25 protein-coding genes and 3 tRNA genes are annotated in these 24,255 nt (G+C 73.0%); 10 read left to right on the plus strand and 18 right to left on the minus strand.

Going from position 1 to position 24,255, the window contains the following annotated elements:
- Positions 1-55 precede the first annotated feature (55 nt).
- A complete protein-coding gene (locus WA788_RS17530; RefSeq protein WP_335978310.1) occupies positions 56-1,090 on the plus strand; it encodes an adenosine deaminase in 1,035 nt (344 codons plus the stop codon).
- Here the strand turns inward: WA788_RS17530 and WA788_RS17535 are convergent, their stop codons facing one another.
- The 8 genes from WA788_RS17535 to WA788_RS17570 all read right to left on the minus strand — a co-directional run bounded on the left by WA788_RS17535 (position 1,091) and on the right by WA788_RS17570 (position 6,236).
- Entirely contained in the window at positions 1,091-2,146 is a 1,056-nt protein-coding gene (locus WA788_RS17535; RefSeq protein WP_335978312.1) for a UDP-N-acetylmuramate dehydrogenase, read from the minus strand.
- A 75-nt stretch (positions 2,147-2,221) separates the two neighbouring features.
- Positions 2,222-3,604 (minus strand): DHA2 family efflux MFS transporter permease subunit, encoded by a 1,383-nt coding sequence (locus tag WA788_RS17540; RefSeq protein WP_443034054.1) that lies wholly within the window; start codon positions 3,602-3,604, stop codon positions 2,222-2,224.
- A gap of 242 nt (positions 3,605-3,846) precedes the next feature.
- Positions 3,847-4,392, minus strand: coding sequence for a TetR/AcrR family transcriptional regulator (locus tag WA788_RS17545; RefSeq protein WP_335978533.1), 546 nt, complete (start codon positions 4,390-4,392; stop codon positions 3,847-3,849).
- A gap of 205 nt (positions 4,393-4,597) precedes the next feature.
- Positions 4,598-5,026, minus strand: a complete 429-nt coding sequence (locus tag WA788_RS17550) for a MaoC family dehydratase (protein ID WP_335978316.1) — start codon at positions 5,024-5,026, stop codon at positions 4,598-4,600.
- Positions 5,023-5,562 carry a MaoC family dehydratase N-terminal domain-containing protein gene (locus WA788_RS17555; protein WP_443034051.1) on the minus strand — a complete coding sequence of 180 codons (540 nt, stop codon included), beginning with the start codon at positions 5,560-5,562 and terminating at the stop codon, positions 5,023-5,025. The genes WA788_RS17550 and WA788_RS17555 overlap by 4 nt, the downstream gene beginning before the upstream one ends.
- Before the next feature lie 233 nt (positions 5,563-5,795).
- Complete coding sequence (rpmG, locus tag WA788_RS17560; RefSeq protein WP_004571794.1) at positions 5,796-5,960, minus strand: 50S ribosomal protein L33; 165 nt, start codon at positions 5,958-5,960, stop codon at positions 5,796-5,798.
- 84 nt (positions 5,961-6,044) lie between these two features.
- Positions 6,045-6,117: transfer RNA gene (locus tag WA788_RS17565), tRNA-Met, on the minus strand.
- A gap of 46 nt (positions 6,118-6,163) precedes the next feature.
- A tRNA-Thr gene (locus WA788_RS17570) sits at positions 6,164-6,236 on the minus strand.
- A gap of 408 nt (positions 6,237-6,644) precedes the next feature.
- Between WA788_RS17570 and WA788_RS17575 the strand changes: the two genes are divergently transcribed.
- Together WA788_RS17575 and WA788_RS17580 are read left to right on the plus strand one after the other, a co-directional pair.
- Complete coding sequence (locus tag WA788_RS17575; protein WP_335978321.1) at positions 6,645-8,009, plus strand: amidohydrolase family protein; 1,365 nt, start codon at positions 6,645-6,647, stop codon at positions 8,007-8,009.
- Between the two features lie 9 nt (positions 8,010-8,018).
- Entirely contained in the window at positions 8,019-8,675 is a 657-nt protein-coding gene (locus tag WA788_RS17580; protein ID WP_335978322.1) for an NAD(P)H-binding protein, read from the plus strand.
- Positions 8,676-8,748: 73 nt separating this feature from the next.
- Here WA788_RS17580 and WA788_RS17585 read toward each other — a convergent pair whose 3' ends face one another.
- The 5 genes from WA788_RS17585 to WA788_RS17605 form a co-directional block, all read right to left on the minus strand.
- Positions 8,749-9,513 carry a class I SAM-dependent methyltransferase gene (locus WA788_RS17585; RefSeq protein WP_335978323.1) on the minus strand — a complete coding sequence of 255 codons (765 nt, stop codon included), beginning with the start codon at positions 9,511-9,513 and terminating at the stop codon, positions 8,749-8,751.
- A gap of 76 nt (positions 9,514-9,589) precedes the next feature.
- The gene (locus tag WA788_RS17590; RefSeq protein WP_335978325.1) at positions 9,590-9,949 is read right to left on the minus strand and encodes a DUF742 domain-containing protein; all 360 of its coding nucleotides are present in this window, start codon (positions 9,947-9,949) and stop codon (positions 9,590-9,592) included.
- A 49-nt stretch (positions 9,950-9,998) separates the two neighbouring features.
- The gene (locus WA788_RS17595) at positions 9,999-10,421 is read right to left on the minus strand and encodes a roadblock/LC7 domain-containing protein (RefSeq protein WP_335978327.1); all 423 of its coding nucleotides are present in this window, start codon (positions 10,419-10,421) and stop codon (positions 9,999-10,001) included.
- Between the two features lie 72 nt (positions 10,422-10,493).
- On the minus strand, positions 10,494-13,286 hold the full coding sequence (locus tag WA788_RS17600) for a sensor histidine kinase (RefSeq protein ID WP_335978329.1): 2,793 nt from the start codon (positions 13,284-13,286) through the stop codon (positions 10,494-10,496).
- 337 nt (positions 13,287-13,623) lie between these two features.
- Positions 13,624-14,937, minus strand: a complete 1,314-nt coding sequence (locus tag WA788_RS17605) for a transposase domain-containing protein (protein ID WP_335978331.1) — start codon at positions 14,935-14,937, stop codon at positions 13,624-13,626.
- A gap of 220 nt (positions 14,938-15,157) precedes the next feature.
- Between WA788_RS17605 and WA788_RS17610 the strand changes: the two genes are divergently transcribed.
- The 5 genes from WA788_RS17610 (at position 15,158) to WA788_RS17630 (ending at position 19,188) form a co-directional block, all read left to right on the plus strand.
- Complete coding sequence (locus WA788_RS17610) at positions 15,158-15,955, plus strand: ABC transporter ATP-binding protein (RefSeq protein WP_335978333.1); 798 nt, start codon at positions 15,158-15,160, stop codon at positions 15,953-15,955.
- The gene (locus WA788_RS17615; RefSeq protein WP_335978335.1) at positions 15,952-16,812 is read left to right on the plus strand and encodes an ABC transporter permease; all 861 of its coding nucleotides are present in this window, start codon (positions 15,952-15,954) and stop codon (positions 16,810-16,812) included. The genes WA788_RS17610 and WA788_RS17615 overlap by 4 nt, the downstream gene beginning before the upstream one ends.
- 118 nt (positions 16,813-16,930) lie before the next feature.
- The gene (locus WA788_RS17620) at positions 16,931-17,989 is read left to right on the plus strand and encodes an ABC transporter substrate-binding protein (RefSeq protein WP_335978337.1); all 1,059 of its coding nucleotides are present in this window, start codon (positions 16,931-16,933) and stop codon (positions 17,987-17,989) included.
- Positions 17,990-18,199: 210 nt separating this feature from the next.
- Positions 18,200-18,886, plus strand: a complete 687-nt coding sequence (locus WA788_RS17625) for a hypothetical protein (protein ID WP_335978339.1) — start codon at positions 18,200-18,202, stop codon at positions 18,884-18,886.
- 83 nt (positions 18,887-18,969) lie between these two features.
- The gene (locus WA788_RS17630; protein WP_335978341.1) at positions 18,970-19,188 is read left to right on the plus strand and encodes a DUF6011 domain-containing protein; all 219 of its coding nucleotides are present in this window, start codon (positions 18,970-18,972) and stop codon (positions 19,186-19,188) included.
- Positions 19,189-19,278: 90 nt separating this feature from the next.
- Here the strand turns inward: WA788_RS17630 and WA788_RS17635 are convergent, their stop codons facing one another.
- Positions 19,279-20,193: a LysR family transcriptional regulator gene (locus WA788_RS17635; protein ID WP_335978343.1), complete on the minus strand. Its 915-nt coding sequence runs from the start codon at positions 20,191-20,193 to the stop codon at positions 19,279-19,281.
- 99 nt (positions 20,194-20,292) lie between these two features.
- Here WA788_RS17635 and WA788_RS17640 point away from each other — a divergent pair, with 99 nt between their 5' ends.
- Complete coding sequence (locus tag WA788_RS17640) at positions 20,293-21,345, plus strand: NADP-dependent oxidoreductase (RefSeq protein ID WP_335978345.1); 1,053 nt, start codon at positions 20,293-20,295, stop codon at positions 21,343-21,345.
- Positions 21,346-21,421: 76 nt separating this feature from the next.
- Here the strand turns inward: WA788_RS17640 and WA788_RS17645 are convergent.
- Positions 21,422-21,503 (minus strand) — tRNA-Tyr (locus WA788_RS17645).
- Positions 21,504-21,713: 210 nt separating this feature from the next.
- Here WA788_RS17645 and WA788_RS17650 point away from each other — a divergent pair.
- Entirely contained in the window at positions 21,714-22,202 is a 489-nt protein-coding gene (locus WA788_RS17650; RefSeq protein ID WP_335978348.1) for a YajQ family cyclic di-GMP-binding protein, read from the plus strand.
- A gap of 138 nt (positions 22,203-22,340) precedes the next feature.
- On the opposite strand, the gene WA788_RS17655 is transcribed toward WA788_RS17650, so the two are convergent.
- From WA788_RS17655 to htpX, 3 genes are all read right to left on the minus strand, one after another.
- Positions 22,341-22,835, minus strand: a complete 495-nt coding sequence (locus WA788_RS17655) for a peroxiredoxin (RefSeq protein ID WP_335978350.1) — start codon at positions 22,833-22,835, stop codon at positions 22,341-22,343.
- Between the two features lie 133 nt (positions 22,836-22,968).
- Positions 22,969-23,361, minus strand: a complete 393-nt coding sequence (locus WA788_RS17660; RefSeq protein ID WP_335978352.1) for a YccF domain-containing protein — start codon at positions 23,359-23,361, stop codon at positions 22,969-22,971.
- Positions 23,358-24,218: a zinc metalloprotease HtpX gene (htpX, locus tag WA788_RS17665; protein ID WP_335978354.1), complete on the minus strand. Its 861-nt coding sequence runs from the start codon at positions 24,216-24,218 to the stop codon at positions 23,358-23,360. Before htpX ends, WA788_RS17660 begins: the two co-directional genes overlap by 4 nt.
- Positions 24,219-24,255: the final 37 nt, after the last annotated feature.

Consider the following 24,255-nt stretch of genomic DNA (forward strand, 5'->3'; position numbering starts at 1 on the left):
CCCCGTTCGGTGAAAGTGGTACCGGGCGGGGGCCGACCTGTAGCAGGATCTATAGATGGCACGCGAGGTAGGGACGACGGCGCGCGAGATCCGCGAGCTGCCCAAAGCACATCTGCATCTGCACTTCACCGGGTCCATGCGGCCCGCGACTCTGCTGGAACTGGCCGACAGGCACGGGGTGCGGCTGCCCGAGGCGCTGACCTCGGGTGAGCCCCCGAAACTGCGTGCCACCGACGAGCGCGGCTGGTTCCGCTTCCAGCGGCTCTACGACATCGCCCGCTCGTGCCTGCGCACCCCCGAGGACATCCAGCGGCTGGTCCGGGAGGCCGCCGAGGAGGACGCCGCCGACGGCTCCGGCTGGCTGGAGATCCAGGTCGACCCGACCTCGTACGCGCCCCGGCTGGGCGGGCTGATCCCCACGCTGGAGATCATCCTCGACGCGGTGCGCAGCGCCTCGCGCGACACCGGCGTGGGCATGGCCGTGATCGTGGCCGCGAACCGGATGAAGCACCCGCTGGACGCCCGCACCCTGGCCCGGCTCGCGGTCCGGTACGCCGACCAGGGGGTGATCGGCTTCGGGCTGTCCAACGACGAACGGCGCGGGCTGGCGCGGGACTTCGACCGGGCGTTCGCGATCGCCCGCGAGGGCGGGCTGCTCGCGGCCCCGCACGGCGGCGAGCTGGCCGGGCCGTCGAGCGTCCGCGACTGCCTGGACGACCTGCACGCCCAGCGGGTCGGGCACGGGGTGCGCGCCGCCGAGGACCCCTACCTGCTGCGGCGCCTGGCGGACTCCGAGGTCACTTGCGAGGTCTGCCCGGCGTCGAACGTCGCGCTCGGCGTCTACGACAAACCCGAGGACGTGCCGCTGCGGACGCTGTGGGACGCCGGGGTGCCGATGGCGCTCGGCGCCGACGACCCGCTGCTGTTCGGCGCGCGGCTGGCCGCCCAGTACGAGATCGCGCGGGACGCCCACGGGTTCTCCGACCTCGAACTGGCGGAGCTGGCCCGGCAGTCCGTCCGCGCCTCCCGCGCCCCCAAGGAGGTCCGCGACCGCCTCCTCGCCGACATCACCGCCTGGGCGGCGCCCTAGCTACAGGGCCGTGCCCACGAAGACCGGTTCGTTGACGAGGGTGACGCCGAAGGCGGCGTGGACGCCGTCGCGGACCTCGCGGGCGAGGGCGAGGAGGTCGGCGGTGGTGGCGGTGCCGCGGTTGGTCAGGGCGAGGGTGTGCTTCGTGGAGATGCGGGCGGGCCCGGAACCGTAGCCCTTGGTGAAGCCGGCCTTGTCGATCAGCCAGGCCGCGGAGGTCTTCACATGGTCGGTGTCGGCCGGGTAGGCGGGCGGGATGACCTCCGGGCCGAGGTGCTCCTTCACCCGGACCAGGAACCGCGCGTGCTCGGCCGCGCTGAGCACCGGGTTGGTGAAGAACGACCCGGCGGACCAGGTGTCGTGGTCCGCGGCGTCCAGCACCATGCCCTTGCCGGCGCGCAGCGCGAGCACCGCCGTACGGGCCTCGGCGAGCGGCACCCGGTCGCCGGCCTCGACACCGAGCGCCCGGGCCGTCTCGGGGTACTTCAGGGGCGCCGACAGCCCGCCCGCGTCCTCCAGCTCGAACCGCACCCGCAGCACCACGTGCCGGTCGGGTTCGGCCTTGAACCGGCTGTGGCGGTAGGCGAAGCCGCACTCGGCGTTCGGCAGGGTGACGACCTCGTCGCGACTGCGGTCGTAGGCGACCACCTCGCTGACCGTGGCGGACACCTCCTGGCCGTACGCCCCGACGTTCTGGATCGGGGTGGCGCCGGCCGAGCCGGGGATGCCGGCCAGGCACTCGACCCCGGCCAGCCCCGCCTCGACGGTGCGGGCCACCGCGTCGGACCAGACCTCGCCGGCCGCCAGCTCCAGTGTCCTGCCGTGCAGCGCGACCCCGCCGGTGGCGATGCGGACGGCGGTGCCGTCGAAGCCCTCGTCGGCGATCACCAGGTTGCTGCCGCCGCCGACCAGCAGCACCGGCTCGCCGCGTGTGTCCGCCGCGCGCACCGCGGCGACCACGTCCGCGTCGGTGCGGGCGGTCACCAGCCGCCGGGCCGGGCCTCCCAGCCGGAAGGTGGTCAGCGGCGCAAGTTCGGCGTTCTCGGTCACATCCACGCGGAAAGCCTACGTTCCCCGCGCCCGCGAGGGGGCCGGGGAACGCGCCGGCCCGGCGGACCACCGTCCCGGGCGCTACCGCGCACTGGTCTCCGGCGCGCCGTCGGCCGCCCGCGGCTGCCCCGCCACCGCCACCTGCCGCGCGGCCTGGGCGCGCCGCGTCGGGTTGCACAGCGCCGCGACCATCCCGACCACCAGGACCGACGCGCCCACCCACAGCGCCGGGGTGAGGCCGTCCACGAAGGCGGCCGGGGACTGGTATCCGCCGTGCGAGGAGAAGATGGTGCCGAGCAGCGCGATGCCCAGCGCCCCGCCGACCTCGCGCAACGCGTTGTTCGTGCCCGAGGCGATGCCCTGCTGCGACTCCGGCACCGAGCCCATCAGCAGGTTGGTGGCCGGGGCGAAGAACAGCGCCATGCCGACCCCGCTGATGATCAGCGCGGGCAGCTGCGCGGTGTAGGACAGGTCGGTGGAGATCAGCGCCGCGTACCAGCCGAGCCCGACGGCCTGGCAGCCCAGCCCGGCGGCGACCACGAGCCGGCCGCCGATACGGTCGGACAGGTAGCCGGCGACCGGCGACACGATCATCGGCATACCGGTCCAGGGCAGCATCCGCAGCCCCGCCTCGGTGGGGCTGTAGCCGGCCACGGTCTGCAGGTACTGGCTGAGCAGGAAGACCGAGCCGAACATGCCGACGAACATCAGCATGCTGGTCGCGTTGGTCGCCGCGAAGCCCCGGTTGGCGAACATCCGCATCGGCACCATGGGGCGCGCGGCGGTGAAGCCGTGCCGGACGAACGCCGCCACCAGAACGCCGCCGCCGATCAGTCCGGACAGCACCCGGACGCTGCTCCAGCCGTGGTCGGTCGCACTGACCAGGGCGTAGACGACGCCGAACAGGCCGAGGCTGATCAGGGCGGTGCCGCGGAAGTCCAGCCGGGCGTCGGGCGCGGAGGACTCGCGCAGCTTCAGCCGGGCCAGCGGCAGCAGCGCCAGGCCGATCGGCACGTTGAGCCAGAAGATCCAGTGCCACGAGATGTGCTGGGTGAGGCTGCCGCCGATCAGTGGGCCGCAGGCGACCGCGAGGCCGTTGGCCGCGCCCCAGATCCCGTACGCCATGCCCCGCTTCTCCTTGGGCACCGCCGCGGTCAGCAGGGTCAGGGTGAGCGGCATCATGATCGCGCCGCCGATGCCTTGCAGGGCCCGCGCGGCGATCAGCTCGCCGATGCCGGAGGAGAGCGCGGCCGCGGCCGACGCGGCGGTGAAGACGCTGATGCCCACGAGGAAGAGCCGGCGGCGGCCGAAGCGGTCACCGAGCGCCGCGCCGAACATCAGCAGCACCGCGAAGGTGAGGGTGTAGGCGCTGACCGTCCACTCCAGGTCCGACAGTGCGCCGCCCAGGCTCTCGCGGATGGACGGCAGCGCGGTCGTGACCACCAGGTTGTCCAGGGCCGCCATGAAACCCGCCACGCTCGTGATGACCAGGGCCCAGCCCACGCCCGGTCCCTTCCGCTTCCCCTCGAACGCCGTCGCCGGCGCCGGTATCCGGTCCCGTGGTGGCCGCTGTTCGGTACTCATCGGTGCTACCCCCTGCTGGTTCGTGGTGCTCGCCGGCACCTCGGTGAGTTATCAGTCACTAAGTTCCGAGCCCAAAAAAAGAGGCCGCTCGGGGCGGACCACCGGGCCGGGTCGGCCCCGGGTCACTCGGGGCGGGCGGCCACATGGAAGCCCTCCCAACTCCGGTGGGACGCCGGAAAGCCCATGGAGACCAGGGTGTTGATCAGCATCCCGTACGCGAAGAACTCCGTCGTCTCGTCGACGTCCGTGCCCAGTGCGGCGCGGGCCTCGTCCCACATCTCCTGCCACGCGACCCGGAGCGGGGCGCCGAACTCGTGGTCCCCGCCGGCCTCGGCGGCCGCGACCGCCGCGTACATCTGCATCTGGAGCAGCAGCTTCTCCGGGTCCTCCCGCAGGAGCCGCTGGTAGGCCGACGCCATCGCTTCCAGGCGCTCCTCGACGGGCACGCCCTCGACGGCCCGGGCGAAGACCGCGCGGGCCTCGACGAGGCTGCGTTCGCAGGCCGCGACGAACATGGCCTGCTTGTTGGGGAAGAGGCGGAACAGGTACGGCTGGGAGACGCCCACGCGCCGGGCGATCGCCTCCGTGGACGTGCCGTTGTAGCCGCCCTGGGCGAACTCGCTCATGGCCACGGTGATGACGCTGGCGCGTCGCTCCTCGGCGCTCATCCTTGCCATGGCGTCAAGTTAGTGGTCAATTACTTACGTGGTCAAGCGGGAGGGCTGGACCGTCTCCGCCGCAGCGGTGCCGACTGGCTGCCCGCCGGGCCGGGCGGGCAGCCGGGGGCAGCCCGGGGCGGCGAGCGGTCGGCGCGAGGGCCCCCGCGCCCCGTCGAAAGGGGAGCAGGAGACTCGCGGCGGACCGGACCCGGACTCAGGCGAGCCTGACGACGGCGCGGGACATGCCCAGCACCTTCTGGCCCTGGCTGGTGGCGAGGAGGTCCACCCGCACGCGGTGGTCGTCGAGCTTGGCGGCGACCTTCGCGGAGACGTGCACGGTGGCGCCGACGCCGTCGTCGGGCACCACGACGGGCCGGGTGAAGCGGACGCCGTACTCCTCGACGGCTGCGGGGTCCACCGTCCAGTCGGTGACCACGCGGATGGCGACCGCCATCGTGAACATGCCGTGCGCGATGACGTCGGGCAGGCCGACCTCGCGGGCGAACCGCTCGTTCCAGTGGATCGGGTTGAAGTCGCCCGAGGCGCCGGCGTACTGCACGAGGGTGGCCCGGTCGACCGGGAACTCCTGTGCGGGCAGCTCGGTGCCGACCTCGACGTCGTCGTACGCGATTGCCGCGGTCATCGGCCGTCCCCGCTCGTGTCGTTGCTGCTCGCGGCGCCGGCAGCGGCCTTTGCGTCACCGGCGGGGCTCTTCACGTCACCCGCGTCGGCCGCCTCGATCGGGCGGGCCACCAGCTTGGTCAGCGCGGTGACCACGTGCTCGCCGGACTCGTCGTGGATCTCCCCGCGGATCTCCAGCACCTCGTTGCCCGCGAGGGACTTGATCGAGTCGATCGTGGAGGTGACCGTGAGGCGGTCGCCGGCCCGCACCGGGCGGGTGTAGGTGAAGCGCTGGTCGCCGTGGACCACCCGGCTGTAGTCGAGGCCCAGTTCGGGGTCCTGGATCACCAGGCCGGCCGCCTTGTAGCTGATCGCGAAGGGGAAGGTCGGCGGCGCGATCACGTCGGGGTACCCGAGCGCCTTGGCCGCGTCGGCGTCGACGTACACCGGGTTCGGGTCGCCGATCGCCTCGGCGAACTCGCGGATCTTCTCCCGGCCGACCTCGTAGGCGCTGCCGGGCGGATAGCTCCGCCCGACGAAGGACGGGTCGAGGGCCATCGTGAACCTCCGGGTGCGGGCGGGCCGGCGCGGACCGCGCGGCTCGGACATGCGATGAGGCCGCCCCCGGGGTACGGGAGCGGCCTCACGGTAGGGCTTCAGCCGGACGGTGCCGACACAGTCCGGTCAGCTGCCGGCGTGGGACACGGCGCCACAGTGCGTCGGAACCCTGGGGCTCCGGCGTTGCGTCGGGTACGGTCCCGGCCGGGCGGCACGCGGGGCCGCCGACAGCGTCAGCGGGTCTCGCGGTGCGCGGTGTGCGCGTTGCAGCGGGGGCAGTGCTTCTTCATCTCAAGACGGTCCGGGTCGTTGCGCCGGTTCTTCTTGGTGATGTAGTTCCGCTCCTTGCACTCCACGCAGGCCAGCGTGATCTTAGGGCGGACGTCGGTGGCGGCCACGTGAGTGCTCCTTGACGAACGGGTGTGATGAACACAGAAAGAGTAGCCGATCGAGGGACCGAACCCGCAATCGGCTACGGAGAGTAGCGGCGACCGGACTTGAACCGGTGACACAGCGATTATGAGCCGCTTGCTCTACCGACTGAGCTACGCCGCCTCGACGGACTGACCCCCGTCGTGGCGACGGGGGACCGATCCATCAGAGCCCCAATACGGAATCGAACCGTAGACCTTCTCCTTACCATGGAGACGCTCTACCGACTGAGCTATTGGGGCGAGCGAGGAAGACATTACACGCTCCGCAGCGATACGTGAAATCCGTATCCGGCGGGGCACATCGGACCTGGCGGACACCCGAACCGCGGCTCCCCCGGGGCCTGTCGGCGCCGCGTGGGCCGGCCCGTACCCAAGGGCGCCGCGGGTCCGCCACGACCCCACCGCGACCCCTGCCGGTACGACTAATGCGCTCCTCCCGGGACCTCGGCACCGGGCGCCCTAGGCTCTGAACCGCGTGATCGCGCCGTACGTCCCGCTTCCGGCCATCCACCGTGCGCGCCCCTGGTGAACCACGGGTGGCCGTCCGCCTCCGGGCGCCGTGCTTCTCCTGCTTCCTGTCCCGTGATCCCGTTCCTGTCCCGTGATCCTGCCTCCCACCGTCCGTAGAGCCCGTACCGGAGGAGCGCGATGACCGACAGCTCTCGCGGCACCACCGCGGAGACCGCCACCCTGCTGCTGTGCGGCGCCCGCCTCACCGACGGCCGGGCCGTCGACGTCCGGTTGAGCGGCGCGCGGATCGAGGCGGTGGGCACCGCGGGAAGCCTCGCGCTGCCCGCGGACCGCGGGGGCGGTGGCGGCGGCGGCGAACGGACCGCGGGCCCGGGCGACCGCGAGCGGGCCGGCCGGACCGACCGCGCCGACCGTGCCGACCGCGGTACCCGGATCGACCTGCGCGGCTACCTCCTGCTGCCCGCTCCCGCCGAACCGCACGCGCACCTGGACTTCGCGCTCACCGCCGGCGGCCCGCCCGCGGGCGACACCGAGGACGTGCAGCGCCGCGCCACCGAGGCCGCGCTCCTCCAACTCGGCCACGGCGCCACCGCGGTGCGCAGCCACGTACGGATCGGCGACGTACGCGGGCTGCGCTCGCTGGAGGCGGTGCTCCAGGCGCGGCAGTCGCTGCGCGGGCTGCTGGAGGTGCAGGCGGTGGCCGTGCCGCGGGTGCTGACCGGGGCGGCGGGCGCGGACGGCCTGGCGATGCTGCGGGACGCGCTGAAGATGGGCGCCTCGGCGGTGGGCGGCTGCCCCGACCTCGATCCGGACCCGAGCGGCTACATCGAGGCGGTGCTCACGCTGGCCGCCGAGTTCGGGCTGCCGGTGGACCTGCACACCGCCGCCGACGACCCGGCGCGGATGGCCCGGCTCGCCGCGATGGCCGGCGGGCTGCGGCCCGGGGTCACCCTCGGCCCCTGCCACCGGCTGGCCGTGCAGGGCCCGGACGGGGTGGCGCGCACCGCGGACCGACTGGCCGCGGCGGGCGTCTCGGTGGTCGCGCTCCCGCAGGGCGGCTGCGGCGCGCTGGACCGCGGCTCGCCCGCGCCGGCCACCCCCGCGGCCTACGCGGCCGCCGCCGTCCGCCCGCTGGCGCCGCTGACCGCGGTACGCGCGCTGCGCGCGGCCGGGGTGCGGGTGACCGCGGGCAGCGGCGCGCTGTGCGACCTGGCCAACCCGGTCGGCCGCGGCGACCCGTTGGAGGCGGCGTTCCTGCTAGCCTCGCACGGCGAGTGCGCTCCCCTGCTCGCCTACGACCTGGTCAGCGCGGAGGCGCGGGCGGTGCTCGGGCTGCCGGAGGTGCGCGTCGAGGCGGGTTTCCCGGCGGAGTTGCTCGCGGTGCGCGGGGAGAGCCTGGCCGGGGTGCTCTCGCTGGCCTACAGCCGGATCGTGATCCACCGCGGCCGGGTGGTCTCGCGGACCAGCGCGGTGCGCGAGTACTGCGACTCGGCGGGCGACGCGGCCTTCGACCTCCCGCGCCAGGCGCACCGCCAGGCGTAGCGTCGGGGCATGCGTACGGTGATCGCTGGTGGACACGGACAGATCGCGCTGCGGCTGGAGAAGCTGCTGAGCGGGCGCGGGGACAGCGCGGTGGGGCTGATCCGCGACCCCGCCCAGGCGGACGACCTGCGGGCGGCGGGTGCCGAACCGGTCGTGCTGGACCTGGAGTCGGCGACGGTGGAGCAGGTGGCGGAGGTGCTGGCGGGCGCCGACGCGGCGGTGTTCGCGGCGGGCGCGGGCGCCGGTTCGGGGGCTGCGCGCAAGCAGACCGTGGACCGGGGCGCGGCGGTGCTGCTCGCGGACGCGGCCGAACGGGCCGGGGTACGGCGCTTCCTGGTGGTCTCGTCGATGGGCGCGGACGCGGCGGCGGAGGGGCGGGACCCGGTCTTCACGGCGTATCTGCGGGCGAAGGGCGAGGCGGACGACGCGGTGCGGGCGCGGGACGCGCTGGCGTGGACGATCCTGCGCCCGGGTGCCCTGACGAACGACAGTGGCACGGGGAAGGTGCACCTCGCGCCCTCGACCGGGCGGGGTTCGGTGCCGCGGGACGACGTGGCGGCGGTGCTGGCGGAGTTGCTGACGGCGCCGGAGACGGCCGGGCTGACGCTGGAGCTGGTCGCGGGGCGCGACCCGGTGGCTTCGGCGGTGCGGGCGGCGGCTTCGTAGGTCCCCTCCTCGCCTGGCGCGTGTGAGGTGCCGTGTCCGGCCCGGGGCGTCGAGGGCCCCGGGCCGGGCCGGGTCAGCCGGCGCGCCGCGCGCGCCAGAGGTAGCAGGCCATGGGCAGGCGGACGCGGCCGTCCCCGAACTCCGCGGTGGCGCGGACCTTCGCCTCGATCCGGGCGGTGAGTTCGCGTCTGCGGTCGGCGGGCAGCGCGATGAACCTGCTGTAGGTGGCGAACATGGCGGCGACCTCCTCGGTGGTCGCCTCGGCGGTCCAGGTGACGGTGTGGGTGCGCGGCTCGGTGAAGGGCGCGCCGGCGGGCAGCCAGGGTCCGCTGTTCATCCGCGTGATGAGGTCCCCGATCCGGTCGTCGGTGCCCATCTCGTCGTGGACGTACCCGTCGAGGGCGTCGAGCCAGGGCACCCGCCGGTCGCGCCGGGTGTAGAGGATGCCGAAGGTGCCGCCCGGCCTGAGCACCCGGGCGATCTCCGGGAGGGCGGCGGCTGGGTCCATCCAGTGCCAGGCCGCGGAGACGGTGACGGCGTCGACGTGGGCGGCGGGCAGCGGGATGTGCTCGCCGGTCCCGTCGAGGACGTCCGCGCCCGGGCAGTTCCCGGCCAGCACCTCGCGCATCCGGGCGTCGGGTTCGACCGCGACCACCCGCCCGGCGCGGTCGGCGAGTTGACGGGTCAGCAGGCCGGTGCCGGCGCCCAAATCGAGCACGTCGGGGCGGCCGGCGGGCAGCAGCCAGTCCAGCGCCTGCGCGGGCGGGCCCATGCGGTAGCGGTCGTAGTCCTGTGCCGCGGCGCCGAAGGACACCGCGAGGCCGGGCTGGTCGGTCATGGCACTTCCGTGGGTTGTGGGGGGACGCGGGTCGGGGGACGGGCGGGCGCTCACCCGGTTGCCGCCGGGCGGCGGTTCACAGGCCGCGCAGCCCCGTGAGCACCCGTTCCAGCAGGGTGACGTCCGGCCGCCCACCCGCGTAGCCCGGCTGCTGGACGATGACGAAGCCGCCCTCGGCCAGGTCGCCGACGAGCACACGGGTGACGCCGAGCGGGATGTTCAGCAGCGCGGAGATCTCGGCCACCGACGTCAGGTTCACGCACAGCCGACAGATCGCCTGCTGCTCGGGGAAGAGCCGTACCCCCCTCTCCCAGGCGTGCGCGGTGGTGCCGACCAGCGCCTCCAGCGCGAAGTCGGTCCGGGCCGCCGTACGCCCGCGGGTGACGGCGTAGGGCCGTACGAAGGGCGACGAGTTGCGCCTGCGGTCCTCGCTCACGAGCACACGTCCTTCCGGGGGTGGGTCGGCCGGCGGGCCGCGCGGGGCCTCAGCCGGCCAGCGCGCTCTGCAACTCCCGGCGCACGTCGGGGGTGAGCACGTCGCCGGCCCGTTCGACCAGCAGTGTCATCTCGTAACCGACGACCTTCATGTCGCAGGTGGGCGCGGCGAGCACCGCCAGGATCGAGCCGTCGCTGATCGACGTGAGGAAGAGGAAGCCGTTCAGCATGTCCACCACGGTCTGGGTGACCGCGCCGGCGTCGAAGAGCTGGGCCGCGCCCTGCGTGAGGCTGGCCAGGCCCGAGGCCATGGCGGCGAGTTGGTCGCCGCGGTCCTTGGGCATGGAGGCCGAGGCGAGGAGCTGGACGCCGTCCGAGGAGACGACCACGGCGTGGGCGACTCCCGGCACCTGCTTGACGAAGTTGGCGATGAGCCAGTTCAGGTTCCGTACTTCGGTGCTCGGATCGCTCATGGCTGGGGCTGCTTCCTATGCTGCTGGGGGCGTCGTGCGGCGCGGCCGCGGGCGGAGGGGCGGGCGTCCGGTTCATACCGGACCCGTTCCGCCCGGTGACCGGCCCGGTCCGCCGCCGCGTTCCGTCCCGTCCTTGCCGCGCCGGACGCCCTGGCGGAAGCTCGACAGCCGCTCCCGCATCAGGTCGGCCTGGCGGGGCGCGGCCGGGACGTGGGGAGCCGGGACGTGGGGGGCCGGGTTCCCGGGTGCGGGGCGGGGGTCAGCGGCCGTGCCGGGGGCGAGGTTGCCGAACGGCACGCGCCGGGGCAGGCCCTGGGCGGTCGGGCCCGCGCTCGGCGGGCGGCCCGGGTCGCCCGGAGCGGCGTGCGGGGTGCGGTCGGGGCGCGCCCAGGAGGGCGCCTGGTGGGCGTCCCGCGGGGGCAGTGGCTGGGGCGCGTCCGGCGGCTGCGGGTGGGGGTGTGCCTGCGGCTGCGCGGGGTGGGGCGGGTCCGGCGGGGGCGGGTGCTCGTCGAGTTGCTGGGCGAACCAGGAGAACGCGTGGCCGGGCTGCCCGGGGGCCGGCTCCGGGTCGTTGAACCAGGGGAAGCCGCCGTCGGGCGGGCCGGAGTGGCGTCCGGCGGGTGCCTGGTCGTAGTGCGGGTCGCTTGCGCCGCGGGGCCGGCCCTGGCCCGTACCCGGCGACGGCATCGACCCCGGGCCGAAGTCAGGGCCGAAGTCCGGGCCGAAGTCCGGGCCGAAGCCCGAACCTCCGGCCGGCCCCGCCGCCGCGGAGCGGTACGCGCCGACGGGTTCGCGGGCATCGTCCTGCCTGCCGGGCTGCGGCGCCGGCCGGCCGAACGCCGGTGCCGCGTCGGCGCCCCCCTGGTCCGGGGAGACCAGCAGGGCGGGCGGCACCCGGATGAGGGCGTTGAGGCCGGTCCGGCCGGAGCTGGTCAGCCGTACCTGGATGCCGTACTTGGCGGCCAGCCGCCCGACGACGAACAGGCCCATCCGGCGGGAGGTCGCCACGTCGAGCAGGGGCGGCTCGGCGAGCCGGCGGTTGATCCGGTCCAGTTCCTCCGGGCGTATGCCGATGCCCGCGTCCGCGACGTCCAGGACGACGTCGCCGGAGGTGAGGAACTTCGCGCCGACCAGCACCTGGGTCTCGGGGCCGGAGAACGAGGTGGCGTTCTCGATGAGTTCGGCGAGCAGGTGGACGACGTCGGTCGCGGCGTGGCCGGCCACCGCGACGTCCGGCAGCTCGTAGAGCACCACGCGTTCGTACTGCTCGACCTCGGCGGTGGCGGCGCGGACCAGGTCGATCAGCGACACCGGCTCGTGCCAGCGGCGGCCCTGCTCCTCACCGGCCAGCACCAGCAGGTTCTCGTTGTTGCGGCGCATCCGGGTCGCGAGGTGGTCGAGCTGGAACAGGCTCGCCAGCTGGCTCGGGTTCTGCTCGCTGTTCTCCAGGTCGTCGATGAGCTGGAGCTGCCGCAGCACCAGGCTCTCGCTGCGGCGGGAGAGGTTGGTGAAGATCGCGTTGACGTTGCTGCGCATCCGCGCCTGCTCGGTGGCGAGCCGGACCGCCTCGACGTGGACGCGGTCGAAGGCGCGCGCGACCTGGCCGACCTCGTCCTCGGTCCGTACCTCGATCGGCTCGACCCGCACCGGTTCGTCGGTGTCCGAGGGCGCCAGGTCGCGCAGCCGGCGGACGGCGGCGGGCAGTCGGTGGTCGGCGACGTCCAGCGCGGATGCGCGCAGCCGGCGCAGCGGCCGCACCACGGAGCGGGCGAGCACCAGGGCGCCGAGGAAGGACAGCGCGACCACCACGACGATGATCGCGATGTTCTCGTAGAGCTGGGTGCGCACAGCGGACAGCAGGTCAAAGGCGCGCCGGTTCATGTCCGCGACGGCCTGGCGCTCCACGGTCCGCACCGCGTCGAGCTTGTCGGTGAGCTGCCGGAACGCGGTGGCCTTGCCGATGCCGAGGTCCGCCAGGGGGATGTCCTCCTGCGCGGCGGTGGAGACCTCCTGGACGGTGCCGTCGGCGGCGCCGACCTTGTCGCCGCTGACCGTGGACTGGTAGAGGTTCAGCAGCGAGGTCGGGGCGTTGTTGGCGAGGGACTCGGCGGCCGTCTCGAACTGCGCCTGCTCGATGTCCTCCTTCTGCTCCAGCGTGAAGTCGCCGCTGTCCAGCACGTCGACGAGGTAGCCGCGCTCGCTGGACGTCTGCTGCTCGATCTGCTCGATCGAGGCGAGCGTGGCGACCAGGCTGCCGAGGGCGTGGTCGGAGGTGACGGCGGCGAGCTGCTCGCTGAAGTCCAGCAGGTCGTCGATGATCGTGCTGTACGCGCTGAAGGTCGGGGTGCCGGCGCCGGCGGCGAGGCCGCGTGCGGAGGCTCGCAGCGGGCTCAGATCGCCGAGCCGTGCCTCGCCGTGCGCGCCGAGCTGCCGCACCGCGGCCGGCAGGGCGTCGACGCTGTCCTGGTGACCGCGCAGGCTCGCGCCGAACTCCCGTACCTGGACGTCGGTCGCCTTCTGCGCCGCCGCCAGGTCCTGGTCCTTCGCCGCGCCCGGGCCGCGCAGCGCGACCTCGGTGCGGTCGCGTTCGTCGTCCAGGGCGCTGACCAGGGTGGATATCTGGCGGGCGAGCTGCGCCTGGCCCTGGACGCGGGCCGCGGAGCGCAGGTTGCCGACCTCGGAGACGACGCGTACGCCGACCAGCGGGATGATCGCGACCAGCGGGACCAGCACCAGGAGCAGCATGCGGCTCCGCAGCCGCCAGTCGCCCAGGTGCTTGACGCGCAGGAGGGCGAGGACCCTGCCGGGTACGGCGGCGCCGCGCCGGGGTGCGCGAGCCGAACGGGACCTGCGTGCCGCGGTCACAGCACCACCACACGGTGACGCTCCAAGCGGTCCCCGCCCGTCGGCGGATTTCCGGCTTCGCGGGACCCCTGGTCTGCCATTTGCCAACCCTCAACCCTCGATAACGTCGCAGGCATGACGCGGCGACGCCCGGTTATTCGGTCCACCACAACGAGTGCCCGATCCGGGCGCACACCAGTCGGCTCAGGTACACCACGTCGCACGCGCTTTCCGGCTGCAAAGACATTGCCGCCGTACTTCCGCCCGCTCCCGCGCACCGGTCGGGGAACCACATTTCAGCACACGCAAGCCCACCGGAGCAAAGGGTTCCGCTACTGACTTAAGGCGATCGGCCCGGTCACAGGACCGCATCGCCCGCCTCGGCCGCAATACCGTCCGCTGAATATGCCGGGGTCATCAGATGGCCCACGACGTGATACATGCAGAGCATCGCATATATTTCCTGCTGAACAAGTTCCGGGCTTTTCGAGCGCAGCGCCACCCGCATACCGGCGAGCTGCGCCACAAAGGCACCGACACCGCTTCTGCACATCTCCGCCACATTTCGATGGCGGGCGGCGATCTCCGCCGCGGTCACCGCTTCGTCGAGGAACGACGTGACCAGCACCGCCGTTTCCGCGGCCGACCGGCACGGCACCACCCGGACGAGCCGCCCGGCCGCGCCTTCGGCGCTCTGGCCGACCTGGCCGCCTGTGCCTTCCGGGGCTCCCACGCCGTCTGTGCCGCCGGTGCCGCCGGCGCCGCCGGCGCCGCCTGTGCCACCGTCCTGCGGCAGGACCGACAGGTAGGAGCCGTCGGGCAGTTCGCGCAGCACCGGCAGTACCCGGCCGGCCCCGCCGCGGCCGCCCACCCGCCAGATCTGCTGGGCGCCGGCCGCGGCCAGCACGTCCCACATCGCCAGCGGCACCGCGTCCTGCTCGCCGACCACCAGCGCCCCCGCGCCGAGGAGGTCGTGCTGCCAGTCGGCGACGATGCTGTCGATGCCCGCCTGCGGGCCGGCGGCGACGGCCGCGGCCGCGGACAGGCGCAGCCGGCACTCGGTGAGGGAGACCAGCCAGACGTCGAGCGCGCGCCCCCGCGCCGTTCGCTCGACCACCTGGCGGCCCGCGGCGCCCTCCCCGTACGCGGCGCCGAACGCCTCGTACGCCCCCCGGTTCGCGGGGGTGTCCGGCGCCTCCATGGCGACGCTCTCCAGGACGAACACCCGCTCGGCGCCCGGCTGCGCGGCGGACGCCGCCACGTGCGCGCACAGCCCCTTGAGCGGTTCGACGCCAAGCCGCATCCGGGCCCGGGCGATGGCGGCGGCGGTGGCCACGTTGCCGACGTCGTCGAACAACTCGGGCAGCCCGCCGGTCAGTTTGGCGAGCACCTCCTCGTACGAGGAAGTCCCGAAGAGCCACATGGCGAGGGCGAAATACATCATCAATTGCGCGGGCAGCAGCCGCCGGCGCCGCTCCCGCCGCTCGGCCCGGTCCACCAGCCGGTCCATCAACTCCGGCCGGAAAGTACGGACGAGCATGCGCAGCGCCAACCGATCCGGAAGCGCGATTTCGACGGGTATGTCGGGATAACGGAATGTCACCAACCAGAAGTTACCCCCGAAGAACGCATCACGTCTAACCGCCTCCAACAATCCGCAGAAGCCGAACATCGGCGTTTTTCTCCGGACACGGGAGAGGCGGCGACACGGCGCGGCGACGGTTTTCCGGCCGCTTCCGCGCTTAAGTCAGTGCACTCCGGATGGGCAAGGTTGTTCTCCCGCGCCGGGTTCTGGCAGCCTCACCGGCGTGACGAGCGAATCCCCGCGTGAACCCAATGGGTCGGTCACATCGCCGCAACCGACGACGCCTCCCAAGACGCCTCCAATCGTGATGCGCAATGTGACGAAATCCTTCAGCACGCCCCAGGGCGGCAATCACGATGTCCTGCACGACGTCGATTTCTCGGTGGCGGCCGGCGAGTTCACCGCGGTGGTCGGGCCGACCGGCTGCGGGAAGTCCACCACGCTCTCGCTGATCAGCGGCATGGCCCGGCCGGACAGCGGCGAGGTGCTGCTCGACGGTCGCCCGGTCGACGGCATGGCCCGGGACGTGGGCTTCGTCTTCCAGACCGACGCGGTGTTCCCCTGGAAGACCGTGCTGGGCAACGTGGCCGCAGGACCGCGCTTCCGCGGCGCGTCGCGGAAGGACGCGCACGCGCTGGCCGCCGACTGGATACGCCGGGTGGGCCTGGCGGGGTTCGAGCGCTACCACCCGCACCAGCTCTCCGGCGGCATGCGCAAGCGGGTCGCCCTCGCGCAGACGATGATCAACCAGCCGCGGGTGCTGCTCATGGACGAGCCGTTCGCCGGGCTGGACGTGCAGACCCGCCAGATCATGTCCGACGAGCTGCTCGCGCTGTGGGACCTGACCCGGCCGTCGGTGGTGTTCGTGACCCACGACCTGGAGGAGGCGATCTCGCTCGCCGACACGGTCGTCGTCATGACCGCGGGCCCCGCCACCGTCAAGGAGACCTTCCCGATCGACCTGCCGCGGCCCCGGAACCCGCGGGAGATCCGGCACACCCCGGAGTTCGTCCGGCTCCACGAGCGGATCTGGGAGTCCCTGCGGGACGAGGTGCAGGTCGCCCACCGCCGTACGGCGACCGCGACGCCCGGGACCGCGGCATGAACCCGCCCGCCAAGTCCCCGTCGGCCAAGGAGCTGCGCGGGCAGGCCGTACGGCGGGCGCGGATACGGCGCCGGGTGCTGGTCAACCTCACCAGGGCCGCCCTCCTCGTGCTGTTCGTCGGCCTGTGGCAGGTGCTCGCGTCGTCGGGGACCATCGACCGCTTCTACTTCGGCGAACCCTCCGGCATCTGCTCGAAGTTGTGGGACTGGGTGCGCCACGGCACCTCGCAGGGCTCCTTGTGGGACCAGGTGTGGGTGACGCTCGAAGAGACGCTGATGGGCTTCGGCATCGGTGTGCTGGGCGGTGTCGTCCTCGGCATCCTGCTGGGCCGGCTGCGCTTCCTCGCCGACGTCCTCTCCCCCTTCATCAAGACGCTGAACTCCATCCCGCGCATCCTGTTCGGGTCGGTGTTCGCGATCTGGTTCGGCCTCGGCATCAGCTCCAAGGTGACGCTGTCGGCGGTGCTGGTCTTCTTCGGCGTGTTCTTCAACGCCTTCCAGGGCGCCCGCGAGGTGGACCGCAACCTGATCGCCAACGCCCGCATCCTCGGCGCCGGGAACGCCCAGGTGACGCTGCACGTCGTCATCCCCTCCGCGCTGAGCTGGATCACCACCAGCCTGCACGTGGCGTTCGGCTTCGCCGTCACCGGCTCGATCGTCGGGGAACTGCTCGGCGCGCAGCAGGGCCTCGGGCTGCTCATCTTCCAGGCGCAGGCCAACTTCGACCCCGACGGCGTGTACGCGGGGCTGGTCATCACCGCCGCGTACGCGCTGGCCGCGGAGGGCCTGATCACGCTGCTGGAGCGGCGCCTGCTGCGGTGGCAGCCGCGCCCGCAGCGGTCCGACGCCGGCGCGTGACCCCGGCGGCCCCCGTGCGGCACCTCCCGACGAACGCCCGCCCCGCATTGACCGGCGGACCGCGGCACGGCCGAAGACGGCCGGTGGCGCGCCCGCTCCCGAGGAGAAGGCAAGGCTCATGTGGCACAAGAAGATCGTTCTCACAGCCGCGACGACGTTCCTGGCTACGGGGCTGACGGCCTGCTCGGACAGCTCGTCCGGCAGCTCCGGCGCGGCCGGTGACGGCTCCGCGACGAAGGTGACGATCGCGCTGTCGAACCAGGCGAACCAGAGTTACCTGCCGCTCATCCTGGCGCAGCGGATGGGCTTCTTCACCAAGCAGGGCCTGGATGTGAAGATCGACAACCTCCAGGGCACCCCGCAGGTCTCCGACGCGCTCCTCAAGGGCGACGTCCAGGGCATGATCGGCTTCTTCGACCACAACCTCGACCTCCAGGCCAAGGGCAAGAGCACCGAGGCGGTCGTGCAGCTGCTCCAGGCGCCCGGCATGGTCGAGATGACCCGGGCGAACGAGTCGTCGCTGAAGTCCCCGGCGGACCTGCGCGGCAAGACCGTCGGGGTGACCTCGCTCGGTTCGGCCAGCTCCACCATCGGCTCCTACCTGGCGATCCACAACAACATCCCGCTCGCCCAGACCCACCTGGTGGCCGTGGCCGCCGGCCCCACCTTCGTCGCGGCCTTCCAGCACGACCGGGTCGACGCCGGCGTCACCACCGAACCGACGATCTCCACGCTGCTGAAGAAGCACCTCGGCACGATCGTCGCCGACATGCGCACGCTCGCCGGCACCAAGGCCGCGCTCGGCGGGCCGTACCCCGGGACCGCGCTGACCGTGCAGACGGCCTGGGCGAACAGCCACAAGGCGACCACGCAGAAGATGGTCAACGCGATCTACCAGACGCTCCAGTGGATGGAGTCGCACTCGGCCGCGCAGATCACCGCGCAGGTCCCGGCGGACTTCTACTCCGGCAGCGGCAAGGACCAGTACATCCAGGCGCTGGCGAACGAGATGGGCATGTACAACCCCACCGGCCAGATGCCGGCGGACGCGCCGCAGACCGTGCTGCGGGTGCTGGACGCGGTCGACCCGGCCGTCAAGGGCCACACGATCGACCTGGCGAAGACGTACACCGACGCGTACGTCCAGAAGTCGGCACAGGACACGTCCTCGTCCTGACCCGCGGGCGGGCTCGTACGCGTCCTGACCTGCCGGCGGGCTCGTACGCGTCCTGGCCCGCGGGCGGGCTCGTACCGACCTGTGCGCGAGCGGGCGGCTGCACACGGTCACCCTCTAGGGTGAGGTGCGGCCGCTGACAATGCGGCGCGGCGGGGCCCGGCGCACACTGGCCGGGAGATGCGGACCGGAGCCGAGCCCTAGGGAGCCGCCATGCTGAGGACGTGTCGCCGGTACACGGAGCGCAGGGCCCGCCTGGTCGGTACGGCCGCGGCGGCCACCGCGCTCGCCGTCGCCGGGGGTACCGCGCTGACCGGTACCGCGGCGGCGGCGACGCCCGGCCCGACCGTACTGAAGTCGGCGCTGCTGAGCCCGTCGGACACCGGTATGACCGGTGCGCAGTCGGCCGCCGGAGGCGGGGTCGGCGGCGACGGGGTCTCCGGCTGCGCCGCGCTGGTGAAGGTGCTCCGGGCCGCGCCGGGCCCGGGCACCCAGGAGGCGGACTTCACCGGCGGGCAGTCCGGACCGCTGCTCAGCGAGCAGCTGACCACCGGGTCCGCGGGCCGGGTCGCGGGCGTGTACGCCCAGGAGAAGGCCGCGCTCACCTCCTGCCGCGACCTCACCCTCACCTCCGACGGCACCAAGCTCGCCCTCAGGCTGACGCCGACGCACCTGGTCACCGCCTCCGGCGCGCAGACCACCGCGACCCGGATGGACGGGCAGCTCAGCGGCGTACCCGTCAACGGCTACCTCGCCTTCGGGCGCGTCGGGCAGGTCCTCGTCGGCTACATGTTCTTCCAGATCTCCGACACCTCGCCCCAACTGGCCAGCAGCCTCTACCAGAAGGCCGTCACCAAGGTCCGCCACACCGTCGCCACCGGTGGCGGCACGCCGGTGTGAGGCGGGGCGCGCTTCCGGGGCGTGAACGGCGGGGCGCGATTCCTGCGCGAGTGCGGCCCGTCGCGTTGGCGCACACTGGGGGCATGAAGGGTGACGCGCCGCTGCCCGGGCTGGCCACGGACGAGGAACTCGCCGCGGGGCGGCGGGTGGTGCGGTGCGGGATGTGCGGGCAGCCGCTGTCCGACGCCGAGAGCAGGGCGTGGGGGCTCGGCGAGAACTGCCGGCGCAAGCTGGGCGGTGACAGGGCGGTCCGCCGCCCTGGGCGCTTCGAGGTCGAGCAGGACGGCATCCCCGGGGTCTGACCGCGCGCCGGCGATGCCGTCCCGGTACGGCCGGTGCCGATGCTCACGCTCCGGCCGGGCTCACCGTCCGCGGCGCTGCCGCTCCGGCGGTCAACCCCGCGCCGGCAGGGTCCCGCGCGGATGGTCGGCCCTCAGTTCGCGGATCAGTGCGCGAACCGCGGTGGTGGCGGCCAGCTCGGGCGTGGTGACGTAGCCGACGCCGCGGGTGGGGCGGTCCGGGCCGAGGTCGGTGGTGCGCAGCGCGGCCGGGGCGGCGGTCAGGGAGAGCGCGGGCATGATCGCCATGCCGTGGCCGGCGCCGACCAGCGCCAGGACCGCTCCGTCGTCCTCGGCCTCGACCGTCGCCCGCGGTATCCAGTCCTGCGCGGCCCACCAGGAGCGGGTGTACGACCCGCAGTTCTCGGCCCAGTCGACCAGCGGCAGCGCACCTGGAGCGGCCCGGTGACCGGGCGGGTGCACCAGGACATACGGCTCCTCGAACAGCCCGCCGACGACGAGGCCGGAGGGCAGCGGCGCGCTGCCGCCCAGCGTCGCGACGGCCAGATCGGCCTTCCCGTCGGCGACTTCGCCCGCCGCGCCGCGGCCCACCTCGCGGACGATCCGCACCCGCGGCTCGATCCCGGGGTTCCGGTCGCGCAGCCGGCTCAGGGCCGCGGGCAGCAGGTGCAGGGCCGCGCTGCGGAACGCCGCGATGCGCAGCTCGCCCCGCGCCGGGTCCGCCGAGGCGGCGCCGCGCGCCTCGGCGGCCAGCACGTCCAGCATCCGCAGGATGCGGCGGGCGTGCGCGACGGCCCGCTCACCGGCCGCGGTCGGGCGGGCGCCGGTCCGGCCCCGTACGAACAGCACCGCGCCGACCTTGCGTTCGCTGCCGCGCACCGAGTGGGACACCGCGGACTGGGTCAGCCCGAGCGCCGCGGCCGCGGCCGAGAAGCCCGCGCCGTCCGCGACCGCGACCAGCACGCGCAGTTCGTGCGGCGCGAGATCGGAGTCGGCCGTCCGGGCCACCGGCGCTCACCTCGACGTATGAATAGTGCTCATGGAACCGCCCGTCACATGAGCCCAACCCGCTGCCGGCCGGCCCCATTCCCGCCGTACGGTCCGGCCATGGACGACACCGCGCTCACCGTGCACCAGACCGCCCGCCCGCACGGCTTCCCCGGCCCCGAGCACTTCGCCTTCGTCGAGTCCGCGCTCCCCTCCCCCGCCGCCGGCACCGCGCTGGTGGAGAACCTCTACTGGTCCGTCGACCCGTACCACCGCGAGATGATGGACGGCGGGCCCGGCGGTTTCGCGCTCGGCGCGCCCCTGGAAGGCCGCGCCCTCGGACGGGTCGTCGCCTCGCGCACGCCGCAACTGGCCGAGGGCGAGGTCGTGTTCCACCGGCAGGGCTGGCGTACGCACGCGGTTGTCGCGCCGGGGCAGGTCCGGCGCCTGCCCCGCTACGACGGGGTGCCGCTGAGCGCCTACCTGGGCATCCTCGGCGGCACCGGTCTGACCGCCTACGTGGCCCTGACCCGGATCGCCCGGCTCCGGCCCGGCGACGACCTGTTCGTCTCCGCCGCCGCGGGCGGCGTCGGCACGGCCGCCGGACGGTTCGCCCGGCTGCTGGGCGCCGGACGCCTCGTGGGCAGCACGGGCTCGGCGGACAAGGCCGCGTACCTCACGCGGGAGGTCGGCTACGACGCGGCCTTCGACTACCACGACGGCCCCGCCTCCGAACTGCTCGCCGGCGCGGCCCCCGACGGCTTCGACGTCTTCGTCGACAACGTCGGCGGCCCGCAGCTCGCCGCCGCGATCGGCGCGCTGCGCCCGTTCGGCCGGATCGCGCGGGTCGGCACGATCAGCCAGTACAACGCCCCCGACGCGCCGCCGCCCCGCTTCAACCACGCCGACCTGGTGGAGAAGAGCCTGCGGATGGAGGGCTTCCTCGTCACCCACCACCTCGAACTCCAGCAGGAGCTGTACGACTTCGCGGTCCCCCACCTCCGGTCCGGCCGCCTCACCCCCGACGAGACCGTCGTCACCGGCTTCGACCACATCGTGACCGCCTTCCTCGCGATGCTCCACGGCCGCACCACCGGCAAAACCCTCATCCGCGCCCCCGCCCTCGCCCCCGTTATCCACACCCCTGTGGACAACCCCAGCGAGCCCGCATAACCGACCGACCCGCCCCGCACACGCAAAGAGGGCCCCCGACCCGCACAGGTGCAGGTCGGGGGCCCTCTTCGGGGTGTGGCGGCACGTGGATTCGAACCACGGTAGGCTAAGCCGACGGATTTACAGTCCGCTCCCATTGGCCACTCGGGCATACCGCCATGGGATGGCGCCGCGGGCCGGCCTGGTGGGCCGGGGGTCGTGGCGACGGGGTAAACGATACCTGATGCAGAGGGGTGGTTCGCCACCGGATTGATCAGGGCATCGGCGGCGGGGATGGCTAGGCTGGGCCGGTGGCGGTGCCCGGTCGGGCCGCCGCCGATGTGATGGAACCGACGTACCGATGAACACAGTCAAGGAGCCCACTGAAGATGGCCGACTCCAGTTTCGACATCGTCTCGAAGGTCGAGCGGCAGGAGGTCGACAACGCCCTCAACCAGGCCGCCAAGGAGATCTCGCAGCGCTACGACTTCAAGAATGTCGGCGCGTCGATCTCGTGGTCCGGGGAGAAGATCCTGCTGGAGGCGAACTCCGAGGAGCGCGTGAAGGCGATCCTGGACGTCTTCGAGAGCAAGCTGGTCAAGCGGGGGATCTCGCTGAAGGCGCTGGACGCGGGCGAGCCGCAGCTGTCCGGCAAGGAGTACAAGATCTTCGCGTCGATCGAGGAGGGCATCTCCCAGGAGAACGCCAAGAAGGTCGCGAAGATCATCCGTGACGAGGGCCCGAAGGGCGTCAAGGCGCAGGTCCAGGGGGACGAGCTGCGGGTCAGCTCCAAGAGCCGTGACGACCTCCAGTCCGTGCAGGCCCTGCTCAAGGGCAAGGACCTGGACTTCGCGCTCCAGTTCGTCAACTACCGCTGAGCTCCGCGGGCCCGCGGACGGGGGAACGAGCAGCGCGCGGTACGAGGCCGGCAGGCGCCCTGGGGGGCGGCCCGCCGGCCTCGGGCGTTGTAGCGGGGACGGGGGCAGGAGGCGGGGACGGGGGTTGCCGGACTCGGGTTACTGTTCGCTCGCGGGCGGGTCGGCGGGGGCCGCGTCGTCGCCCTTGAGTTGCTTGACCACCGCCAGCGCGTCGTCCACGTGGGCGCCGACGTTGCTCATCGAGGAGAAGGCGTGGCGGATGGTGCCGGCCTGGTCGATGACGAAGGTGATCCGGGCGGGGACGACGCCGAGGGTGGTGGCGCCGTACTGCTTGCGGACGGCGCGGTCTGTGTCGGAGAGCAGGGTGAAGGGGAGTTCGTGGCGCCCGGCGAACTTGTCGTGCGAGGCGACGCTGTCGGAGCTGACGCCGATCACCTCGGCGCCGGCGTCGGTGAAGCTCTCGTAGCCGTCGCGGAAGCTGCACGCCTCGGCGGTGCAGCCGCGGGTGTTGTCCTTGGGGTAGAAGTACAGGACGACGGTGTTGCGCGCCAGCCGCTCGCTGAGCGCCACCGGTGCCCCGGTCTGGTCGGGGAGGGTGAAGTCCGGTGCCTTGTCGCCGACTTGCAGGGTCATCGCGATCTCCTCGGTGCGGTCGGTAACGGCCGGAGTAGAGCGTACGGGCGGCCGGCGGGGGCGGGGAGGGGCCGGAAAAGCGCGAGGCGCGCGTCAGGTGACGCGCGCCTTCTCCGTCGGGGCCCGGAACCGCTCAGCGGGTGGCGAACGGCTGGTCCGTCGGCACGATCTCCCGGCCCAGCGGCATCAGCGACAGCGGAATCAGCTTGAAGTTCGCGATGCCGAAGGGGATGCCGATGATGGTGACGCACAGCGCGATCCCGGTGACGATGTGGCCGAGTGCCAGCCACCAGCCGGCGAGGATCAGCCACAGGACGTTGCCGACGAGGGAGCCGGCGCCGGCGTCACGGCGTTCGACGGTGGTGTAGCCGAAGGGCCACAGGGCGTAGACGCCGATGCGGAAGGCCGCGATACCGAACGGGATACCGATGATGGTGATGCACAGCAGCAGCCCGGCCAGGAAGTAGCCCAGGCACATCCACAGCCCGCACAGGATGAGCCAGATTATGTTGAGGATCGTTTTCATCGGTTGCGACCTGCCATCTCTTCCAGGCGCGCGATGCGCTCGGCCATCGGCGGGTGCGTCGAGAACAGCTTGGAGGCGTCACCCGGCCGGAACGGGTTGGCGATCATCAGGTGACTCGTCGTCTCCAGCCTAGGCTCGGCCGCGAGCGGACGCTGCCTCGTGCCCGTGTCGAGTTTGCGCAGCGCCGAGGCGAGGGCGAGCGGGTCGCCGGTGAGGCGGGCGCCGGAGGCGTCCGCTTCGTACTCCCGGGAGCGGGAGACGGCCAGCTGGATCAGGGAGGCGGCCACCGGGCCGAGGATCATCAGCAGGAGCATGCCGAGGATGCCGGGGCCGTCGTCGTCGTCGGAGCGGCCGACCGGGATCAGCCAGGCGAAGTTCGCCAGGAAGACGATGACCGAGGCGAGCGCGCCGGCCACCGAGGAGATCAGGATGTCCCGGTTGTAGACGTGGCTCAGCTCGTGGCCGAGCACGCCGCGCAGCTCCCGCTCGTCGAGGATCTGGAGGATGCCCTCGGTGCAGCAGACCGCCGCGTTGCGCGGGTTGCGGCCGGTGGCGAAGGCGTTCGGCGCCTCGGTGGGCGATATGTACAGCCGCGGCATGGGCTGCCGGGCCGCCGTGGACAGCTCGCGGACGATCCGGTAGATCTCGGGCGCCTCGAACTCGCTGACCGGGCGGGCCCGCATGGCCCGCAGCGCCATCTTGTCGCTGTTCCAGTACGCGTACGCGTTCGTGCCCAGGGCGATGACGAGCGCCACGATGAGCCCGGTCCGGCCGAAGAAGCTGCCGATGACCAGGATGAGTGCGGACAGGCCGCCGAGGAGTACGGCGGTCTTCAACCCGTTGTGCCGGCGGTGCACGTGCGCCCTCCAAGGTGTGCGGCGGGGACCTCCCCCT

Source organism: Streptomyces sp. CA2R106, from assembly GCF_037034245.1.
Lineage (GTDB): Bacteria > Actinomycetota > Actinomycetes > Streptomycetales > Streptomycetaceae > Actinacidiphila.

Coding starts and splice junctions, on each gene's coding strand:
- WA788_RS17530 (WP_335978310.1), top strand. CDS start 56: ATGGCACGCGAGGTAGGGACGACGGCGCGCGAGATCCGCGAGCTGCCC.
- WA788_RS17540 (WP_443034054.1), bottom strand. CDS start 3,604: ATGGCGGCCCTGGACAACCTGGTGGTCACGACCGCGCTGCCGTCCATC.
- WA788_RS17545 (WP_335978533.1), bottom strand. CDS start 4,392: ATGAGCGCCGAGGAGCGACGCGCCAGCGTCATCACCGTGGCCATGAGC.
- WA788_RS17550 (WP_335978316.1), bottom strand. CDS start 5,026: ATGACCGCGGCAATCGCGTACGACGACGTCGAGGTCGGCACCGAGCTG.
- WA788_RS17555 (WP_443034051.1), bottom strand. CDS start 5,562: ATGGCCCTCGACCCGTCCTTCGTCGGGCGGAGCTATCCGCCCGGCAGC.
- WA788_RS17575 (WP_335978321.1), top strand. CDS start 6,645: ATGACCGACAGCTCTCGCGGCACCACCGCGGAGACCGCCACCCTGCTG.
- WA788_RS17580 (WP_335978322.1), top strand. CDS start 8,019: ATGCGTACGGTGATCGCTGGTGGACACGGACAGATCGCGCTGCGGCTG.
- WA788_RS17585 (WP_335978323.1), bottom strand. CDS start 9,513: ATGACCGACCAGCCCGGCCTCGCGGTGTCCTTCGGCGCCGCGGCACAG.
- WA788_RS17595 (WP_335978327.1), bottom strand. CDS start 10,421: ATGAGCGATCCGAGCACCGAAGTACGGAACCTGAACTGGCTCATCGCC.
- WA788_RS17605 (WP_335978331.1), bottom strand. CDS start 14,937: ATGTTCGGCTTCTGCGGATTGTTGGAGGCGGTTAGACGTGATGCGTTC.
- WA788_RS17610 (WP_335978333.1), top strand. CDS start 15,158: ATGCGCAATGTGACGAAATCCTTCAGCACGCCCCAGGGCGGCAATCAC.
- WA788_RS17615 (WP_335978335.1), top strand. CDS start 15,952: ATGAACCCGCCCGCCAAGTCCCCGTCGGCCAAGGAGCTGCGCGGGCAG.
- WA788_RS17620 (WP_335978337.1), top strand. CDS start 16,931: ATGTGGCACAAGAAGATCGTTCTCACAGCCGCGACGACGTTCCTGGCT.
- WA788_RS17625 (WP_335978339.1), top strand. CDS start 18,200: ATGCTGAGGACGTGTCGCCGGTACACGGAGCGCAGGGCCCGCCTGGTC.
- WA788_RS17630 (WP_335978341.1), top strand. CDS start 18,970: ATGAAGGGTGACGCGCCGCTGCCCGGGCTGGCCACGGACGAGGAACTC.
- WA788_RS17640 (WP_335978345.1), top strand. CDS start 20,293: ATGGACGACACCGCGCTCACCGTGCACCAGACCGCCCGCCCGCACGGC.
- WA788_RS17650 (WP_335978348.1), top strand. CDS start 21,714: ATGGCCGACTCCAGTTTCGACATCGTCTCGAAGGTCGAGCGGCAGGAG.
- WA788_RS17655 (WP_335978350.1), bottom strand. CDS start 22,835: ATGACCCTGCAAGTCGGCGACAAGGCACCGGACTTCACCCTCCCCGAC.
- WA788_RS17660 (WP_335978352.1), bottom strand. CDS start 23,361: ATGAAAACGATCCTCAACATAATCTGGCTCATCCTGTGCGGGCTGTGG.